12 protein-coding genes are annotated in these 17,522 nt (G+C 72.1%); 3 read left to right on the forward strand and 9 right to left on the reverse strand.

Annotated features, from left to right (window positions below):
* Positions 1-64 precede the first annotated feature (64 nt).
* Positions 65-847, reverse strand: coding sequence for an SDR family oxidoreductase (locus NQU54_RS17340; protein WP_257631848.1), 783 nt, complete (start codon positions 845-847; stop codon positions 65-67).
* A gap of 187 nt (positions 848-1,034) precedes the next feature.
* On the opposite strand from NQU54_RS17340, the gene NQU54_RS17345 reads away from it, so the two are divergent.
* On the forward strand, positions 1,035-1,862 hold the full coding sequence (locus tag NQU54_RS17345) for a hypothetical protein (RefSeq protein ID WP_257631849.1): 828 nt from the start codon (positions 1,035-1,037) through the stop codon (positions 1,860-1,862).
* Between the two features lie 133 nt (positions 1,863-1,995).
* Here the strand turns inward: NQU54_RS17345 and NQU54_RS17350 are convergent, their stop codons facing one another.
* The 3 genes from NQU54_RS17350 to NQU54_RS17360 all read right to left on the reverse strand — a co-directional run bounded on the left by NQU54_RS17350 (position 1,996) and on the right by NQU54_RS17360 (position 4,467).
* Entirely contained in the window at positions 1,996-2,205 is a 210-nt protein-coding gene (locus NQU54_RS17350) for a DUF397 domain-containing protein (RefSeq protein ID WP_257631850.1), read from the reverse strand.
* 235 nt (positions 2,206-2,440) lie between these two features.
* Positions 2,441-3,334: a helix-turn-helix domain-containing protein gene (locus NQU54_RS17355; RefSeq protein ID WP_257631851.1), complete on the reverse strand. Its 894-nt coding sequence runs from the start codon at positions 3,332-3,334 to the stop codon at positions 2,441-2,443.
* A gap of 383 nt (positions 3,335-3,717) precedes the next feature.
* A complete protein-coding gene (locus NQU54_RS17360; protein ID WP_257631852.1) occupies positions 3,718-4,467 on the reverse strand; it encodes a GOLPH3/VPS74 family protein in 750 nt (249 codons plus the stop codon).
* 255 nt (positions 4,468-4,722) lie between these two features.
* On the opposite strand from NQU54_RS17360, the gene NQU54_RS17365 reads away from it, so the two are divergent.
* Positions 4,723-7,170 carry a D-alanyl-D-alanine carboxypeptidase family protein gene (locus tag NQU54_RS17365; RefSeq protein ID WP_257631853.1) on the forward strand — a complete coding sequence of 816 codons (2,448 nt, stop codon included), beginning with the start codon at positions 4,723-4,725 and terminating at the stop codon, positions 7,168-7,170.
* Between the two features lie 201 nt (positions 7,171-7,371).
* Positions 7,372-9,270, forward strand: a complete 1,899-nt coding sequence (locus tag NQU54_RS17370; protein WP_257631854.1) for a DUF8823 domain-containing protein — start codon at positions 7,372-7,374, stop codon at positions 9,268-9,270.
* A 43-nt stretch (positions 9,271-9,313) separates the two neighbouring features.
* Here NQU54_RS17370 and NQU54_RS17375 read toward each other — a convergent pair whose 3' ends face one another.
* From NQU54_RS17375 to NQU54_RS17395, 5 genes are read right to left on the reverse strand one after another with little or no spacing between them, the layout of a single operon-like run.
* A complete protein-coding gene (locus NQU54_RS17375; protein ID WP_257631855.1) occupies positions 9,314-10,600 on the reverse strand; it encodes an ABC transporter substrate-binding protein in 1,287 nt (428 codons plus the stop codon).
* Positions 10,597-11,547, reverse strand: coding sequence for a GlnX family signal transduction membrane protein (locus NQU54_RS17380; protein ID WP_257631856.1), 951 nt, complete (start codon positions 11,545-11,547; stop codon positions 10,597-10,599). The genes NQU54_RS17375 and NQU54_RS17380 overlap by 4 nt, the downstream gene beginning before the upstream one ends.
* On the reverse strand, positions 11,544-13,127 hold the full coding sequence (locus NQU54_RS17385; RefSeq protein ID WP_257631857.1) for a vWA domain-containing protein: 1,584 nt from the start codon (positions 13,125-13,127) through the stop codon (positions 11,544-11,546). The genes NQU54_RS17380 and NQU54_RS17385 overlap by 4 nt, the downstream gene beginning before the upstream one ends.
* Before the next feature lie 12 nt (positions 13,128-13,139).
* Entirely contained in the window at positions 13,140-15,581 is a 2,442-nt protein-coding gene (locus NQU54_RS17390) for a serine/threonine-protein kinase (protein WP_257631858.1), read from the reverse strand.
* Positions 15,578-17,281 (reverse strand): S1 family peptidase, encoded by a 1,704-nt coding sequence (locus tag NQU54_RS17395; RefSeq protein ID WP_257631859.1) that lies wholly within the window; start codon positions 17,279-17,281, stop codon positions 15,578-15,580. Before NQU54_RS17395 ends, NQU54_RS17390 begins: the two co-directional genes overlap by 4 nt.
* Between the last annotated feature and the right edge of the window lie 241 nt (positions 17,282-17,522).

The following is a 17,522-nucleotide window of genomic DNA, read 5'->3' on the forward strand; positions in this document are numbered from 1 at the left end:
CATGCCCACCTATCGATGGGTCAATACGGGAGCGGGATCCCGAAAGGGCCGGACAGGAGTCGCGCTAACGCATCAGTTCACCGGCGTTCACCAGCAGCGACTGCCCGGTGATCGCCCGGGCCCGGTTGGAGGCCAGGAACGCCGCGGCCTCCGCCACATCGCCGTCCGTCGCCAGCTCGGGCAGGGCCATTCCGTCCGTGAGCCGGGTCAGCACCTCGGCCTCGCTCACGCCTTCGGCCTGTGCGGTGAAGGCCACATACGCCCGCACCGGCGGCCCCCACATCCAGCCCGGCTGGACGGTGTTGACGCGAATCCGGTGCGGCCCCAGCTCGCGCGCGAGCGCGTACATGGTCGAGGTCAGCGCGCCCTTGGAGGCGGCATACGCGGTCTGACGCACCTTGGTGGGGGCGGCGGAGGACGACTGGGTGCCGATCAGCACCACCGAGCCGCCGTTCCGTTTGAGCGCGGGCAGACAGGCGCGGGTCATCCGGAGCGTCCCGAACAGATTGATGTCCACCACCTGGGCCCAGGACCCGAAGTCGGCGTCCTCCAGCCCGCCGAAATGGCTGTCCAGCGCGGCCACATGGACCACGGCGTCGATCCGTCCGAAGCGGTCGAGGGCGAGCGCGGCGAGGGCCTCGCACTGCGCCTCGTCCGCGATGTCGGTGGTCCGCCAGGCGGTGCGCTCCCCGCCCGGATCGACCTCGTCCGCCACCTTCGGCAGCCGCTCCTCGGTCCGCGCCCCCATCACCACCCGGGCGCCGTCCCGGACGCATGCGGCGACCACCCGGGCTCCCAGCCCTGGCCCCACCCCGGAGACGACGATGGTCTTGCCCTGTAACGGCATGGCGGCACCTCCCGTATCTGGCGTCGCGTCAGATTAGGGGGACGGCCGTCAGATGGCCAGAGCGCCGCGGGGCGACCCCGGTGGAAGGCGCCACGGGACGCCCCGGCCCGTCAATCGTCCGAATCGGCACACTTGATGCCGACCGACCCCTCCCCAACTGACGCCACGTCAGCTACACCTGGGGGACATGACGAGCGACGCGTACGCGGAACTGGCCTCCGTCGGCCCGTACGGGGTGCGCCCTGGCCACGCCCTGATCACGATGGTCGAACCGCACCCCGGCCATGAGTACGCCTACAACCGCTGGTACGAGGACGACCACTTCATCGCGGGCGCGATGGCCATGCCCTGGATCTACGCGGGCCGCCGCTGGGTCGCCACCCGTGAGCTACAGCTGCTGCGCTACCCCGAGAAATCGGCCATTGCCCAGCCGGTGACCGCCGGCTGCTACCTCTCCGTCTACTGGCTCACCGAGGGGCGCTACGCGGACCACATGCGATGGACGGTGGGGATCAACAAGCGGCTGCTCCGGGACGGCCGGGTCCACCAGGACCGTACGCATGTCTTCACGGCCTTCCAGGACCATGAGGCCACCGTCTACCGGGACGGGGCGGCCGGTCCGCGCGATCACCACGCGCTGGACCACCCCTATGCCGGGCTGGTGCTGGAGGTGATCGAGAGCGAGGGCCCGGAGCGGCGGGAGGAGCTGCTCGAGTGGCTCCGGTCCAGACATCTGCCGCGCCGGCTCGCGGGCTCGCCCGCCGCGATGGTCACGGTCTTCCGGCCGACCCCGCTTCCCCTGGACCGGATGTCGTATGTGAAGCAGGTCGAGGGGGTCGGCACCCGGCTGACGCTGCTCTGGTTCCTCCAGACCGATCCCCGGGAATGCTGGGAACGCTGTTTCACCGGTCTGGACGGTGAGGTGGCCGATGCCGGGCTCGGCCGGGTGGAATTCATGGCGCCGTTCATTCCGACGATTCCCGGTACGGACCAATACGTGGCGGAACTCCGCTGAAGCGGCTATGCCGGAAAGCGCCGGAAATGCCTGGAGCCCTCTCGGCGGGGACGGCGACCGGTCGAGAGGGCTCGGATACAGGCTTGCGGCTCCACGCCGCCGACCGCGCTGCCGCGGCCGGGTGTCACGGAGATCAGTCGAGGTCGAAGCCGCCCCGGCTGACGTCGGACACAAAGGCCGACCACGCTGCGGGGGCGAAGCTGAGCGTCGGTCCTTGGGGGTCCTTGGAATCGCGCACGGCGACCTCGCTGGTGACCGGGGAGGAGATCTCCACGCAAGCGCCGTTTCCGGCCGAGTGCGAGGATTTCACCCACATGCTCGTCTTTCCCTGCTGAATGGACACGATTGCTCCGATGCGTTTTGTTGATGAGACGAACCCCCGATTGGAGGCGTCACCGACGTTACTCGGCAACATCGTCTGGAAAGCGGGCCATTCACTCGACCGAGTGGCATATTCCCGTGGCCCCTTCCGCGGCTCGGTGCGGAGGTGTAGCCTCCGCTCTTCGCCGTTCGCGCCGGAGCGTCTCCCGGAGCGTTCCCCGGGGTGTTTCCATGCCCTGTGCGCCCCCCGCTCCCGCTCAGCCCGCCGGGGTCGTCCCGCCCCGCTCCCGGTGTCGGCGGGCGTGCTCCTGGGCCACCTCGGTGATGAACTGACGGCTCTGGTCCGCGTTGAGCGCCTGGGCCCGCAGATGCTCGTACATCATGCTGTAGCTCTGCACATCGCTGAGCTTTTCCAGATACAGGTCGCTGGTCACGCCCTCGAGATAGACGACGCTGGTGTCCGACTCGTCCGAGAACTCCAGGATGGTGAACTGCCCGCTCATTCCCGGATGCGACCCCATGTCGAACGGAAGCGCCTGCACCGTCACATGCGGCTCGTGGCTCATCCGGACCAGATAGTCCAGCTGATCACTCATGATCTTGGAATCGCCGACCACCCGCCGCATCGCCGCCTCGTCCACCACCGCCCACAGCCGCAGCGGGGCCAGCGGATCGGTGATCCGCTCCTGGCGCCTGAGCCGGACCTGGACCCGCTGGGCGATCTGGTCCTGCGGGGCCTCCGGCAGGGCGCCGCTGATCACCGCCTCCGCGTACTCCGGCGTCTGCAAGAGGCCGGGCAGCACCTGGGGTTCATAGACCCGCAGCGACGCCGCGTCCGTCTCGAAGCCGATGTAGACGCTGTACGGCACATCGCCGAAGGCGTTCCACCAACCCTGCTGGCGCGACTCCTTCGCCATTTGCATAAGAGAATCGACGAGTGCTTTGTCCTCCACCTTGTACGTGCGGCAGAGGTCGCGCACATCGCGCTGGCTGATGCTGCGGCGCCCGTTCTCCAGTCGGCTGATCTTCGACTGGGAGACCATCAGCTCCTCCGCCACCTCCTCCGCCGTCATGCCCTTCTCCTGGCGGAGCCTGCGCAGTTCCTGGCCCAACCGGCGTCGCCGGACAGTGGGGCCGACGTTCGATGTCACAGGACGTGCACCTCCGGCTTCGTACTGCTGATTTCTGCTGTTCAGCAGCCTGCCACTACCGGACGGGACCGCGCTGGGAAATGGCCGCACAAAAGGCGGCCGCACAACGGTGGGCGAACGCGCGCGCGGGGCGGTGGGACGGCCGGTCGTCCAAATCGGCCGTCCCACCACCCCGCGCGCTTCAGCGGCTCCCGAACCGGGTCGGTGGGGACTGCGGTGCGGTCGGTGGAGCGTCGGTGGTGCTGGGTGCTGCTCGGAGCCGGACGGTGGCGCTCCGCCCCGGACGGTGCCGGGAACGGGCTCCGCCGCCCCGCTGACGGGCTGCTGGTGCGTTCGACGGGCTCGGGTGGTGCGCGGTGGTGCGGTGGTGCCCCGAAGGCGCCTCAGCGCGCTCCGACGCGGGCCATGCTCCCGCGGCGGGACGGCTGGGCCGGAACGCCGGCCGCGGGCTCCACCGCGGCGCGTGCCCCCGGCTGTCGTCCTCCGGCCGGTGCGCGCCGTGGCTGCGCCGCGACACCGTTCTGCACGTCCATCACGGCGTGCGCCACGAGACCGCCCATCGGGTCGTGCCGGATCAGATCCCGGAGCCTGGAGCGCGAGGAGCGCCCCTCGTTCCCGGGGTACAGATGCTTGCCGAGCCCGACCGCGTGGGCCAGGGCGGCGAGCGCGGCGGTCCGCGGGTCCGGCGGTACGCCGGTGCGGATCGCGCTGTCCAGCCGGGCCCTGATCTCCCGGCTGATCGCCGTGTCCGTCGCCTGGTAGCGCGTCGTCGGCAATACGCCACACATCTGGCCCGCCACGGCATGCACCATGCCGCAACGCTCCAGGTGCGTGAGGTACGTCTGGCGCAGCCCCAGCCGGGGCCCGCCGATCCAGTGGACGGCCCGCACCGGACTGCCGCGTCGGCGCAGCAACTCCAGCGCGGAGTCCAGAGTCGGATCTCCGGTCGGCCGTGGCAGCACCACGGCGATACGATCCCCGTCAGGGGCTATTCGTCCGGCCAGGGCCAGCTCTACTAGCTGTGCCCCGGCAAGACCGAGGTCGAGCGACTGCGGCTGCGCCGTGGTACCCGTGGTCGGGTCCAAAGCGAGCAGCAGAAGCTCCTCCGGAATTGTTCTGCGGCTCCTGCCCATCCATGCCTCCCCGCGTGGATGAATGACAGGGTGACCCCTCTCACATTGGTCTGTCGAGAGTGCCTGGGGGGTTTGGGTGGGAACCAGTAGGTATGTCGTTCTCGTCTAGCAGGTGGGCGGGCACCTGAGGACGCTCTCCGGCTGTGGCGTTGCGCGATCGCGTGCCGGACACACAGGACACTGGTAGAGGTTGGGCTGCGGGACGTGACGCCATGGGGCGTACGGCGTCCCGCGACACATATCGAGGAGGCATCGGTGGCGGGCGAGTCCCCCGGCAGGTCGGATCAGCAGCAGTCGTCGGGGGAGACGGCTAGGGGAGAGCGCGATCCGCGGCTCGCGATCTCGCGCGAGGCGGAGGCGGGCCAGGGCTCGACGGCGGTCGCCGTCGTGTCCGACGACCTCCGGTCGGGTTCGGGTGAGCCGGAATCGGCTCCCGGCGAACCCGAAGTGACCTCCGGGGCGAAGGCCGAAGCGGAGGCTGAAGCGGAACCTGAGACATCGGCGGCCGATAAGGGCGACGCCAAAGTTTCTGGTGTTCGCGATAGTGAACAGGGCGAAGGTTCCGGGACGTCGGAGGCGACGGCCGAGCCGGACGCGGATTCCGGTGCGTCGGACGGATCGCCCAAGGGGGAGGCGTCCGAGCCCGACGCGGAGCCGGAAGCGGATGGCGCCGATGGCGCCGATGTCTCCGGCGGCGCGGACCGGGGGGACGTCAAGACTGACGCGGCGAAGGCCGATGACGCCGACGCCGATGTGAAGGCTGAGGACGCGTCCGGAGCCGGGGCGGACGAGGGCGGCGGTGAGCCGTCGAAGCCGTCGGTCGATCAGCGGACGGCTGTCTTCCGTACGGTGAAGCCGAAGGACGACGCCGAGGACGGTCGGGCCGAGGGCAAGGCCAAGAAGGAAGAGCCCAAGAAGGAAGAGGCCAAGGAGTCCGATAAGAAGGAAGGGGCCGAGGAGGCCGAGAAGGGCGAGTCCAAGGGCGCGTCCGGCAAGGCCACCGCCTCCGGCGCGGATGCCACCGCCTCCGGCAAGCCGATCGACCGCCCGACGGCCGCCTTCGGCGTACTCCCGGAGAAGCCCGGAAAGGGCGGCAAGAAGGGCGTCGACCAGCCGACAACCGCCTTCAAGGCGGTCAGCCCCCCGGCCCCGGCCGCGGACAAGGCCGACGGCAAGACCGCCGACAAGGCCGACGGCAAGACGTCCGGCAAGAAGCCCGTCGGCGAGTCGGACAACGAGCGGACCAGCAAGTTCGTCCCGCTGCGGTCCCCCGACGACCCGGCCCCGCCGAAGCGCTCCGCCGCGCCTTCCGCGCCGAAGCCCTCCGCGCCGGCCCCTTCCGCCGCCCCGCCGGCGGTCCCCGAGGCCGAGCGGACCAAGCAGCAGCCGCTGCCGCCGATGACGGAGGACGGCAAGCAGCCGGCGCCGCTCGACCTGCTGGCGCAGCTGACCAACACGCCGCCCAAGCCGGAGACACCGCTGCGGACGGTCGTCCGCCGGGTCAAGATCTGGACGCCGCTGGCCGCGCTGCTCGTGATCATCCTGGGTGTCGTCCAGGCGCTGCGGCCGCTGCCGGATCCATCGCTGAAGCTCACCTCGGACCCCACCTACCGCTTCGGCGGCGGTGAGCTCTCCATGCCGTGGCCCGACCAGGGGCAGTCCGCCGCCGAGGTCGAGGGCGTGGGCACCCTGGGCGCCTCCGGGGAGCAGAAGCCGGTGCCGATCGCCAGCGTCACCAAGGTCATGACGGCCTATGTGGTGCTCAAGGACCATCCGCTGAAGGGCGACGCGGAGGGCCCGAAGATAGAGATCGACGCCCAGGCGGCCAAGGAGGCGAAGTCCGCCGACGAGTCGCGGGCGGCGGTCAAGGAGGGGCAGACCTTCACCCAGCACCAGCTGCTCCAGCTGCTGCTGATCAACTCCAGCAACAACATCGCCCGGCTGCTCGCCCGCTGGGACGCCGGTTCGCTGGACGCGTTCGTCAAGAAGATGAACGACGCGGCCGAGAGCCTGGGGATGAAGCAGACCACCTACACCGACCCCAGCGGTCTGAAGGAGTCCACCAAGTCCACCGCGGCCGACCAGCTGAAGCTGGCGAAGGCGGCGATGCAGTCCGAGGCGTTCCGGGCGGTCGTGGCGACGCCCAACACCGATATCCCGGGTCTCAAGGACCGGATCTACAACAACAACAATCTGCTGGTGAAGCCGGGGGTGATCGGTATCAAGACCGGTTCGTCCACCCCGGCCGGCGGTGCGCTGATGTGGGGTGCGGTGCGGACGATCGACGGCAAGCAGCAGCGGATCCTCGGTGTCGTCCTCGAGCAGCGCGCGACCACCACGCTGGACGCCAGCCTCCAGCTGGCGCAGACCAACAGCTACAAGCTGATCACCGCCGTGCAGGACGCGCTCACCTCGGCCACCGTCATCAAGAAGGGCGATGTCGTCGGACAGGTGGACGACGGGCTGGGCGGCACCACGCCGGTCGTCGCCACCAAGGATCTGAAGGCGGTCGGCTGGTCCGGTCTCGCGGTCGACATCAAGATCGGCGACGGCGGTGAGAAGGTGCCGCACTCCGCCAAGGCGGGCACGGTCGTCGGCGAGGTGACCGTGGGCACGGGCCCCGGACAGCTCACGGCGCCGGTGGCGCTTCAGGAGGATCTGTCCGAGCCGTCGTTCGGCGCGAAACTGACCCGTATCGGCTGACCCACTGGGGAAGTGGGCTAAGGAGGACGTGTGAAGTGGCCCCGGCACGAAACGCCGCCGGGGTCCGACACGGCTCGGGGCCGCCCTCGCGTGCTAGCGTCGCGAGGGTCCCCGGCCTGGACCCGCACGCGAACCGGAGTGACCCGGCACAGGGTTGAGGACCGATGGGGTAGACCTCGGGGGAAGACGGGGAGAGCCGCAGTGACCACCGTGGATCCGACACGGGCTGATGAAGGCGGGGGCTCGGAGGAGAGCACCGCCGCGCGAATACGCGTACCCACGCAGCGCTGGCCGGCCGGGCCGGCGGCCCCGGCGGAGGCGGAGCGCGGGAGCGACCGGGAGGCTTCTGGCGGGCTGCTCGAGCGCGCCCGGATTGCCCTGTGTCACCCTGTTCTCGCCGCTTTGGCCGCCGCCGCGCTGCTGCATCTGCTGTGGGTGGCGCTGCTCGCGAACAGCGGCGGTGACCTCGCCGCGCAGGACGCCTGGGCGGAGTTCGCCCTCCAGCATCCGGATTCGGCGTACAACCTGGCCTGGTACGGCGGGATGCACCCGGTCTCGTACAGCGTGATCTCGCCATATCTGATGGCGGTCCTCGGGGTCCGCTCGACGATGATGATCGCGGGAACGCTGGGCGCCGGGCTGCTCGCGCTGCTGCTGGTGCGCAGCCGTGCCGTGCGGCGGCCGCTGTGGCCCGCCCTCTACGGCACCTTGGCGCTGACCTGCAACGCCATCTCGGGGCGGGTGACCTTCGGGCTCGGCGCGATGTTCGGGCTCGCGGCGGTGGCCGTGATCTTCGCCTGGCCCCGCCGATGGCGGTCCCGGCACTGGCACCACAAGACCGGTCGGTTTGCGCTGGCCGCCCTGCTGGCGGCGCTGTCGACCATGTCCAGCCCGGTGGCCGGCCTGTTCGTGGGCATAGTGGCCGCCGGTCTGTGGCTGACCAAGCGGCGCCCCGCCGCGTACGCGCTCGGGATCACGCCCGTGCTGGTGGTCGGTCTGTCGGCGTGGCTGTTCCCGTTCTCCGGTGAGCAGCCGATGGGCATCGGGTCGGTGATCCTGCCGTTCATCACCGGTGGCGCCGTGCTGTTCTGCGTACCGCGCGAGTGGTCGACGGTGCGGGTCGGGGCCGGGCTCTACTGCCTCGGGGTGGTGCTCACCTGGGTGATTCCCTCCCAGGTCGGCACCAATATCTCCCGCCTCGGCATGATCTTCGGTGGGGTGGTGCTGATCGCCGCGCTGCCCTCCCTGCGCAGGCCCCCGCGCGCCGAGCTGCGCTCGACGCCGGCCGGCCGCCGCTGGACGGTCCTGGTGCTGGCGCTCGTGACCGTCACGGTGTGGCAGGGGGTCAAGACCGCCGACGATGTCATCCACACCACCCCCTCGGCGTCCTGGGCCCGTGAGCTGGCGCCGCTGGTCGACCGGCTCAAGCGGGAGAAGGCCGACCGGGGCCGGGTCGAGGTGGTTCCGGTGCGCAGCCACCGCGAGTCCTCCGCGCTCGCCCCGTACGTCAATCTGGCGCGCGGCTGGAACCGCCAGCGCGACATCGACCGGAACCCGATCTTCTACGGCGAGGACACCCTCACCCCGGCCAGCTACCACGAATGGCTCAAGCGCTGGGCGGTGCACTATGTGGTGCTGCCCGCGGACGACCCGGACACCGCGGCGGAGCAGGAGGCCGAGCTGCTCGGCACCGGCCTGCCGTATCTGCGCGAGGTCTGGTCGGACGCCAATTGGAAGCTGTACGAGGTCAAGGACCCGACGCAGATCGCCGACCCGCCCGCCACCGTGCAGCGCGCCGGCGCCGACCAGCTGGTGGTGTCGGTCCGCTCCAAGGGCCCGGTGCTGATCCGCGTCCCGTACTCGCCGTGGCTGGGCCTGGTGGACGAGGACGGGAACAGCGTCCACGCCCCGAAGGGCAAGGACGACCAGCTGCCGGTCAACCGCGAGGGCTGCCTCACCAAGCAGACCGAGGGCGGTGAGGAGGGCCAGCCGGAGGACGAGTGGACCGTGCTGCACGCCCCTCGGCCCGGCGTCTACCGGATAACGGGCAAGTACCAGCTGCCGCGCGGCACGCCCTGCCCGGAGGAGATGGCTCCCTGAGCCCGCCCCGCGGAAGACCGTGAGCCGGCTCGGCTGAGCCGGCTCAGCCGCAGACCGTGGACAGCCAGGGCTGGTCGGGGGCGCCGCGCAGGCTCTGGCGGATCTTCTCCAGGCTGCGCAGCAGCCCGTCCGGCGGCCGGCTGGTGTCGCTGAGGTAGCTGAGCGCGGCGCGCTGGAAGGCGAGCCGCATCCGTGTGGGCATGGCGTCGGAGGCGTCCAGGCACAGCGTGGCCGAGTCCCGGAGGGTCGTCGCGATCCTCCGGTCCACGGTGTCGTCGCCCTGGGCGTCGAGCGGGACGTCGCGGTTGGCGAAGAACGGGTGGGTGCTGCTGCCCGCGGTCGTCCTCCCCCAGGCCCGCTGGGCGTCGGCCGAGATCAGGTAGCGCATCAGCTCCTGCGCCTGCGGTGTGTCCCGGAACATCGCGGCGAAGTCCCCCGACACCTCCCGGGCGGTGGACCGCCCGTCCGTATCGGGGAGCAGCCCGGGGGAGAAGGCGAAGTCCGCCTCGGCGGGTCGCGGGTAGCCGCCGCGGATGAACGACCCCTGGTGCTCCAGCGCGCACGGCGGGTCCGCGCCGAACAGCTTCGTGCCCGCCGTCCGGAAGTCGGTGATCAGCGCGGTACGCGCGGTGTCCTTGCCGAAGAGCGACCCCCAGCTCCGCCAGGCCCGCGCCACCCGGGGGTCCGTCCACGGCAGCCCGCCGGTCGCCCAGTCCTGGTAGACGGCCCTGCCCTGCTGCTGGAGCAGCAGATCCTCGATCCAGTCGGTGCCGGGCCAGCCGGAGGCCGCGTCGTCCCCCATGCCGACGCACCACCGGCGGCCGTCGGCGGCCAGGGCGGGCAGCGTGTCCGGGCGGCGGTCGTGGTCGTACCACACGATGCTCTTCAGGTCGGCCTTGACCGCGATGCCGTAGACCGGCCCGTCGGAGCTCAGCCGAGGGGTCCACAGCCGTCCGTAGGCCGTGCGCTCCCGGCTCGGGATCACCGCGTCCAGCGGGATCAGCTGGCGCTGATGGGCGTAGGCGGCCAGCTCGCCCCCGCTGGGCAGCACGGCGATGTCGGGCGGCGTGCCCGAGCTCACCTCCGAGGCCAGCACCTCGCGCAGCGCGGTGGTGCCCTGATAGCCGACATGGATGCCGGTGTGCCGGGTGAAGGTGTCCAGCAGATGCCGGAACGCCGCGCCCTCGTCGCCGGTCCACGACGCGAGCACGCTCACACTGCCGCGCGACTGCCAGCCGCTCGTATCGCCCGCGCCCACGACGCACAGCAGCACCATCCACAGCCCGAGGACCGTGGCCGTGGCGTGGCCGGACCGCTTCGCCGCGCTCATCGGGGCTGGAACCGGTACTCGTCGATACGCGGCTGGAGACCCACCAGGATCAGCACGGCCAGCACGGCCCCGCCCACGGGTATCCAGCCGACCGCACCGGCCTGCCAATGCGCGTTCCGCATCGTCCTCGCGACCTCCCTGGCGGTGGGGCCGCCGGTGCGGCCGATGTCGGATCGGGTCAGGCTGGCCCGCGCCGACTCCAGCCGGTCCTGGGTCTGATACGTGAAGACGGCCAGCGGCAGCAGGGCGACGAGCAGCGCGGTCGCCGCCGCCAGCCAGGGATTGACCAGCCGCCGGAAGCGGTGCCGCAGGAAGCGCTGGGTGTGCACCAGCAGCGCCGCCAGCGTCAGGAACAGCCCCGGCACCAGCAGCCACCAGGCGAACGACAGCAGCCAGCCGAAGGAGGTCTGGTCGTCGAGCACGTCGAACTGCCGGTCCTGCACCGCCTTCAGCCGGTCCAGGATGCCGCTGTGGCCGTGCCGCAGTATGGAGCCCGCGTACCCCAGATAGGCACCCCTGAGCGTCGGGTTGTCGCGGTTCGCGTACGCCTGCTCGACGGTGTCGCCATAGGACGTCACCAGCGCCGCGCAGGTGCGCAGGGACCCGCGCGCCGATTCGCCGCCGATGGTGCTCTTGGACACCTGGGCCAGGCTCTGCTTGGCCGTCGACAGCTTGTCGCGGTACTCCTCGCTGAGCCCCTCGAACTCCGCGGTGGGGCTCGAGATGCTGCGCCGCGCCTCGTCGTAGGAGGCGGTCAGCGCGTCGATGGCGGCGGCGACCTGGAGTATCGCCGGGGTGGAGCGGTCGGTCACCGCCCTGGAGTTGCGGCTGACGCCGTAGTACGCGGCCAGCAGCGTGGTCACGGCCACCGCCGTGACCACGAGCAGGGCGATCAGCCGGCGCACCAGGAAGGCGCGGGTGCCGCTGATGGCGTGGGCGCCGCTCATATCGCGCCGTCCGTGCAGCCTCCGCCGCCCCCGCCGCCCCTGCCGTCCGTGCCGCTCCCGCCGTCCGTGCCGCTCCCGCTGCCCCCGCCGCCCGTGCCTTCCGTGCCGCTCCCGCCGTCCGGTTCGCCGCTCAGCGGGGCGTTGCACTGCTGGCAGAACCCGGCGGTGGCGGGCGCCCGGCGCAGACAGGCCGGGCAGATGACATCCTCGGCGGGCGGCGCGGCGGGCTCCGGGCGCTCCGCGCCCACGAAGTGGACGCTCTCCTCCGACACGACGATCGCCGAGTTGAGGTCCAGCGGCCGGATGGGCTCGCGGATCCGCACCTCGCCGGTGGCCGCGTCGAGGATGTGCACCAGCCCGCCCAGCCGGGTCAGCATCTTCTCGCTGCCCAGCTGATGGGCCAGCTGCACGGCCCGCCCCCACTGGTGGTGGGCCCGCTCCCGGTCACCCGCCTCGTACGCGTCACAGCCCGCGGTGATGGCGTGGCCCAGCTCGGAGTCGGCGTCGTAGTGCGCCAGCCGGGGATCGATACGGGACGAAAGCACCACATCGTCCGTCCACTGGACCAGCACCGACTCAGGCTCGGGCAGCGGCAGCGCGGTGTCGCCCTCCACCACCAGCTCCACGGCGGCCAGCTCCACGTCCTCGCCCATCGGATCGCCGCGCGGATCGGCGAGCACGGACACCTGGTACTCGCGGGTCTCGTCGCCCCACGCCCTGGTGGTCCACTCCCAGGTGCGCTCATCGGGGCGGACGCCCTCCTCGGTGAGGTCCGCCCGGGTGGGGTGCACCTGCTTGACGAAGCCGATCCGGCCGCCCGACCGGGTGCGGATCCGGATCCGCACCCCGGCCAGCGCCTTGGCCATCGAGCTGGAGACCATCTCCTCGAACTCGGCGGCCAGCGCCGAGTCCTCCAGGACCGCGTCGGCCCTGCCGTGCAGCCGCCGCGCGATCCGCTTCAGCTCGGCGGCGTCCCAGCCGTCGCCGATACCGCGCGCGTCACAGGTGAAGTGCGGGGCGCAGGCATCCAGCACCTGGTCCAGATAGCCGGGCGGATCGTGTTCGTTACGGCCGTCGGTGAGCAGCAGGGTGTGCCGGATCGCGGCGGGCTGCCGCAGATGCAGCCGGCGGGCGAGATCCAGCCATGAGCCGATCGCCGTGCCGCCGATCGCGGGCAGCCGGGCCGCGACCCGGGCGGCGGCCGCCTTGGTGTCGGGCCCCGCGACCGCCATGCCGCCGGTGAACGGATAGACGATCTGGGCCTGTTCGGTGCCCTCGACGATCGCGAAGCGGGTGCCGTCGCGGAGTATGCCCACCGCGGTGGCGGTGGCCCGCCGCGCCGCCGCGATCTTCGTCGGCGGCCAGCTCATCGACATCGAGCAGTCGATGACGATGACCTCCGAGGCGGCGGTACGGGCCGCCGCCGGGCCCAGGCCCTGGGCCCGCACACTGACGATGGCGTGCATCTCGGTGCGGCCCGCCGAGACGGGCAGGTACTTGTTCTGGTGCACCCGCAGGGTGAGGGCCGGACCGCCGTCCGCGCCGTCCGGGCCGTACTGCTTTCTGTCGTCCTCGCTCATCTGATCCCCCTGTCAGACGCGGGTCATGGGCCTGATGGCATTCGCGCGGTCGATCAGCGTCCCGAGCGCCCCGGGGCTGTCCGCCTGCCGGGCCAGCCGGCGCAGGGTCTGCTCCAGCTCCGCGCGCAGCGCGCTCTCGTCCTCCCATTCACCGAAGACAATGGGCAAGGGCCCTTTTCCGGGGCTCGGTTCTCCCCCGGCTACCGCGGGGAGGTGCCCCCCGCCGCGGCGTCGTGGTCTCCCCCAACTACTCCAGCTCCCTGAACGGGCCCGGTCAGGGAGCTGGTCGGAGCCGGACTGCCGCTCCGCCCAATCCAGCGTCACCTCCAGTGACTCCGCCGTCAGCCGGTCGCGGGCCGGGCCGGACTCCCTTCCCTCGTCCAGATACAGCCGCGGCAGCCGGGTGCGCACCTCCGCCAGGTCCTCGGCCGTCGGCAGGGCGGCGCCGCCTTCGGTCCGGCCCAAACGCCCCGACAGCACCCGCACGATGGCGATCCGCGCGGCGTCGTAGTGGCGGGAGACCTTCGGCACCCCGCCGAGGATGTCCACCGCGCCGCCCCGGTCGCCCGCGGCCAGCCGGAGCCTGGCCAGCCCGAAGGCGGCGCTGCCCTGGGAGCGGTTGCGCTGCCACACCGCGTCGTAGAACCGCTTCGCGGCCTCGTGGTCGCCCAGGTGCTCGGCGCAGTAGCCCAGCGCCAGCTTGGGGGCGTACTCCCCGGGCAGGGCGCTGTAGACCGCGTCGAACTCCCGGCGGGCGTCGGCCACCGCGCCGTCCGCGAGCCGCAGCAGGGCGCGGTGCCAGGACAGCCGCCAGTCGTACGGGGCGGCGGAGCCGATCAGCTCCACGGCGACCGCCAGCTCCTGGGCCGCCGCGTCCCGTTCACCCAGCTCCAGATAGGCGCGGCAGGTGCGCAGCCGGATCTCGGCGGAGGGGCGGGGGAAGGCGTGCAGCTGCTCGATCAGGCGCCGCGGCCCGCTGTCGGTCGGGACGCCCAGCAGCGCGGCGCCGGGGTCGGCCGCGTCCGGGAACGGCACCGGCAGCCCGAGCGGCACCTGCCCGGGGCGGGGCAGCCCGGAGACGAGCAGCGGGCGCGGCTCTCCGTCCAGCCAGCGCTCCAGGTCCGGGATCCGGCCCAGCGAGGAGTCCAGCAGCGCCGAGGTCGGGGCGAAGAGCGTGGAGGGCTGCGGCTGTTCGCGGCTCAGCCGCAACGAGTGGATCTCCCGCAGGACGCCCCACAGCTGCTCGGACATCTCCGCGGCCGACCCGAACCGCCGCTCCGGGTCGGCCGCGGTGGCGCGGGCCAGCACCCGGCGGTAGGACTCGGCGCCCAGGCCCGGCGGCCGCTGGGCCTGCCGGGTGGCGCTCTCCGAGAGCTCTTCGAGCGTCCTGCCGACCCCGAAGAGGTCATGGCGCTCGGTGAGGGCCGAGGCGCCCCGGGCGAGCACCTCGGGGGCGGCGAACGCCTCGGTGATCACCGGCGGTCCGCCGTCCCGCTGGCCCAGCCGCCGCACCGCGCCGAGGTCGATCACCTTGACCCGGTCCTCGTGGTGCATCACATTGCTCGGCTTGAGATCGCAGTACAGCAGCTTCTCGCCGTGCAGATAGCCCACCGCGCGCAGCACCAGACAGCCGTAGGCCAGGATGTGCTCGTACAGCCGGGGCCCGTCGTACGGCCGCACCGCGTCCGCGATGTGGTCCTTGATCTGGGCGAGCGTCATCCCGTCGACGAACTCCATCACGATGTAGCCGGTCAGCGCGCCGTCCCGGGGGTCGGGCTGGGTGACGTAGTTGATGATCCGGACGATGCCGGGGTGGTCGAGCACGGTCAGATAGCGGCGCTCCTCGACCGCCGTCCGCAGGGCCGCCTCGTCCTCGTTGTTGATCAGGCCCTTGATGGCCACGGGCTGGTCGTCCAGCTGGGTGTCCTCGGCGAGATAGACCCAGCCGAGCCCGCCGTACCCCACGCAGCCGATCACCCGGTACTGATCGCCCAGCAGATCCCCGGGGCTCAGCCGCGGGGTGAAGTCGAACGGATGGCGGCAGCGCGGGCAGTAGCCCCGGGAGAGCGCGGGCTGCCCGGCGTAGGGCGCGCCCACGATCTCGTCGCACCCCTCACGGCCGCAGGTCTGGCCGCGCGACGGGGGACGCGGATCGTCCATCACCAGGTCGCGCAGCGAGGGCAGTTCGACCCGGGGCAGGGCCAGCGGATCCTCGCCCGCCGGCCGCACGGTGAACTTCCGCGCCACATCGCGGCGGCGGGCACGGGCCGTGGTCGCGGTGGACTCGGACAGCAGAGCGGCGCCGGGCCGGGCGCCCGAGGAAGGGGGCGGCGCGGCGGGCGGGGGAGTGGGGGCGGTGGGCAGTGCCCGGCGGCCGCACTCCGAGCAGAACCCCCGGGCGTTGATCCGGCCCAGGCCCTCGCCGCGGCAGTCCGGGCGGACACAGCTCGTCATGGCGCCTCCCCCTCCGGCGATGTGTGCACGGCGGCCACGAACCGGTCGACGGCGCGGCGCGCCTCCGGCAGATCACAGGGCACCTCGGCCAGCAGCCGCACCGCCGCGCGGTGCAGTGGGATCAGCTCCGCCCGCTCGGATTCGGCCTTGCTGCCGAGCATCGCCGTGTACGACACCAGCTGCCACTTCAGCTCCTGGACCGCCGGCTGCTGGGCGTCGATCACCCGCAGCGTCTCCTCGGCCCGCTCGGCCACCGTACGGACCGAATGCTCGAACGCGGCCAGCTTGGCGACGATGCGGTGGGAGCGCAGCTCGGGGTCGGAGCGCAGCCGGGTCAGATTGATCCGCAGGGCCGTGGCGTCCTCGGCGTCCGATGACGACGAGCGGCGCGCCCCGCGCCCGGCCGCCTCGTGCTCACGTCCGGTGGCGAGGGCCACCCGCCCGGCGAGCTCGTCCAGCCAGGCGTCGATCCGGGCCGCCTCGGGGCGGAACAGCCGCTCGGCCAGCCGCAGCCCCCGGGAGTGGGGGTCGCGGAAGACCAGCATCAGCCGGCCGCCCCGGTCGGCGAGCAGCTTCATGAAGCCGACCAGCGCCTGCGGGTCACGGGCGCGGTCCACGCCGACGGCCACGATGGTGAGCGGCACCGCGTTGGCCCGGACCCGGCTGAGCGGGGAGGTGTCGCCGGGGGAGCGCAGATCCATCCGGTCCGCGACCCGCAGCGCGACCTCGGTGTCGGTGCGCCCGGTGACGTCGATGGCCAGGTCCACACTGCCCAGCGGCGGTACGGTGCCGTGCGGCGCGGCGGAGACCGCGTCGTCGGGGCCGCCGCCCGACAGCTCGCGGTCGGCGAGCGTGATGGCGCGGCTGAGCGCCTCGTACCGCGCGTGGTCGTCGTCCTCGATGACCACGGTCTCCACGTCCGTGATGCCCGTGCGCCCGGTCAGGGGCTCCCGGCGCAGCCATACGGCGAGCCGCTGGGCGAAGCCGATGTCCTGGACGCCGGTGGTCAGCCGGGAGACCAGCGGCCGGTCCACCCCGGGGTCCCCGCGCACCCACCGGTGGACCACCGGCAGATGGCGCACGATCGTCTCGACCGGGATCATGTACGAGACGCTGAGGCGCTCGGCGGAGGGGATGTCGACGGGGTCGTCGTAGCGGCTCACGACCACGCCGATGACATGCCGCGTGGCCTCGTCCTCCACCCCGGCGCCGCTGAAGCCCCTACGGACCACATCCCGGGGCGACTTGGGGTCGAGCCCCACCCACTCCGCGCGGGGGCCGACCCGCCCGGCGGTCTTCGCGCGCAGATAGTGGCCGTTGTCGAGCCCCTTCGGGAAGCCGCCCATCCACACCGGCCGGCCGAGCACCGGCGGCAGCCGGTAGAGCGGCGCGGCGTGCTCGGCGGGCTGCGGCCGGCCGAGCCGCAGCAGCGCCACATCGCCGCATCCGTCGGAGCGCTGGGGCACCCAGCAGCCGTCGGCGACGCGCGCGGGGACGGGCTCGGCGTCGGCCACCTCGACCAGGTCGACCAGCACCTCGGTGGCGGGCACCGGAAGCCCGTCGTCGGGGATCACATGGGCGCACGTGAGCACCGTGTCGCTGCCCAGAAGGACTCCGGCGCCCAGGACGTCACCGGCCGAGCTACGGATTCTCACCCGCCATGTGCCCCCGCTGGAGGTCGCATCGGCGGTAATGCCCATTTCCGCCTCCATGTGGCAAGAGCATACGCCCGGGACGTACGGAAGCGACCCGTCCGTCTTTTGGGTCACGGGAACGGGTGAGGGGCGGGCCCAGGGCCGCATAGGGGCGTGCCGGAGTGGTACGGAGCGGGATGGCAGGCCCGGCGCGTACGGTGCACGGCGCCGCCCGTCGCACGCGCCCGGCCATTCGGGTGACGTAGCGTCACCCACCTTGTGGTGCGCTACGTCGGATGGATTACTG

The sequence above is a fragment of the Streptomyces malaysiensis subsp. samsunensis genome, assembly GCF_024519315.1.
GTDB classification, from domain to species: Bacteria; Actinomycetota; Actinomycetes; order Streptomycetales; family Streptomycetaceae; genus Streptomyces; species Streptomyces malaysiensis.